Source organism: Vibrio sp. HI00D65 (assembly GCF_001635455.1).
Lineage (GTDB): Bacteria > Pseudomonadota > Gammaproteobacteria > Enterobacterales > Vibrionaceae > Vibrio.
The window spans coordinates 1-1,407 of record NZ_LWEH01000397.1 but is presented as its reverse complement, the minus strand read 5'-3'; the positions used below and the strand labels follow the sequence as shown (position 1 = coordinate 1,407).

Below are 1,407 nucleotides of genomic sequence, written 5' to 3'. Positions count from 1 at the left end.
GTTCTTTGTGATCGGCTTGAAGCTGCTCATTGTGAGTCTTATTCGATGCAGGAGCATCAAGCTTTGGTTCTGTTTCTTTTGATTCAGCGGTTTCGTCTTTGGTCGCTACTGGCTGAGTATCTTGGTTCTGTTCAGGTTCAATATGCTCATTATTTTTTTTGCTTGTCATGCTTATTTCCTGTTTCTAGCTAGGGCTGGAGAGCAGCCAGTAATATTTGGTTCGCAGCACTTTGAGTATTCGTAACGTTAGAGAAACCGAGCTGTTGTGCTCGTTGTGCTATGCGCTTACTTGGAACAAACAAATGTCTCGTTGAAAGCCAAGCAGAATACTCATCAGGGGTAATGGAGCACAGATACTCCAATTGCTCCTGACTAGTGACGACTACTTTGGACGTTTTTTTGTTTATCCATGTTTGATAGATATTGTGATCGTTTATAGGAATATATTCTCTACGGTAGGTCTCACAATAAGAGACTTGTGCACCAAGGTTGAGCAAAGAATCCCGAATGAGCTCTCGCCCACCATTCCCACGTAGTATCAAAATGGATTTATTTTTTACGTCACTAAGTTCAGCAAGTTGAAGAAGATGTTCACTATCACTAACTTGAGGATAGTTTACTTTTTGTTTACAGACTTTGCTTAAAACGTGCGCAGTTTTTTGACCAACGCCAAGATAAAGCGGCGAAGTGGGCCAAACAGACGAAGTTTTAGAAAGAATATTTTGAGCCGCGGTCACGGCATGATGGCTGACAGCGATGATGATATCGCTGTTATTAAGTTGGACGCTTAAGTTCGCCGAATCTGGATTGTCGATGATACGGATAAGCGGATGATGGATTGCTTGAACCCCTTCATCCGCTAGTTGTTGGCAAAGCGATTGTCCCTCTACACCGGGACGAGTTACCAACACTGTCATGATTATTCTTGGTCTGCGTATAGCTTGGTTAGGATTTCTCTCGCACCATCATCTAGCAGTTGATTAGCCAGAGTCACACCCAGCGCTTCTGCTTCTTCGCGAGGGCCAGATATCTCACCACGAATCATTTTAGAACCGTCTGGCTCACCAACCAATGCACGTAGCCAGATGTTATCGCCGTCTAGTAGAGAGTAACTACCGATAGGCACCTGACAACCGCCTTCTAGTGTTAAGTTCATTGCACGTTCGCACAAAACACGGTCTGCAGTATCTTTGTCGTTTAGGGGCTCAAGAAGCTTAATTAGGCGTTCATCATCAAGACGACATTCAATACCTACAGCGCCTTGGCCTACAGCTGGTAAAGATTGTTCTGGTTCGATAAAGCTACGGATACGATCTTCTAGTTTTAGACGCTTAAGACCAGCTGCCGCTAGAACGATTGCATCGTATTGACCGTCATCGAGTTTACCTAGACGAGTACCCACGTTGC

At 44.4% G+C, this 1,407-nt stretch carries 2 protein-coding genes and 1 pseudogene; all 3 read right to left on the bottom strand.

What is annotated here, in order from left to right; all coding sequences use genetic code 11:
- A pseudogene (locus A3712_RS27555) lies at nucleotides 1–169 on the bottom strand (uroporphyrinogen-III C-methyltransferase); the annotation flags it as partial.
- Between the two features lie 19 nt (nucleotides 170–188).
- Nucleotides 189–917, bottom strand: a complete 729-nt coding sequence (locus A3712_RS21505; RefSeq protein ID WP_063524997.1) for a uroporphyrinogen-III synthase — start codon at nucleotides 915–917, stop codon at nucleotides 189–191.
- A 2-nt stretch (nucleotides 918–919) separates the two neighbouring features.
- Nucleotides 920–1,407: hydroxymethylbilane synthase (locus A3712_RS21500; protein ID WP_443083610.1), on the bottom strand; the 488-nt coding region annotated here is incomplete at its 5' end.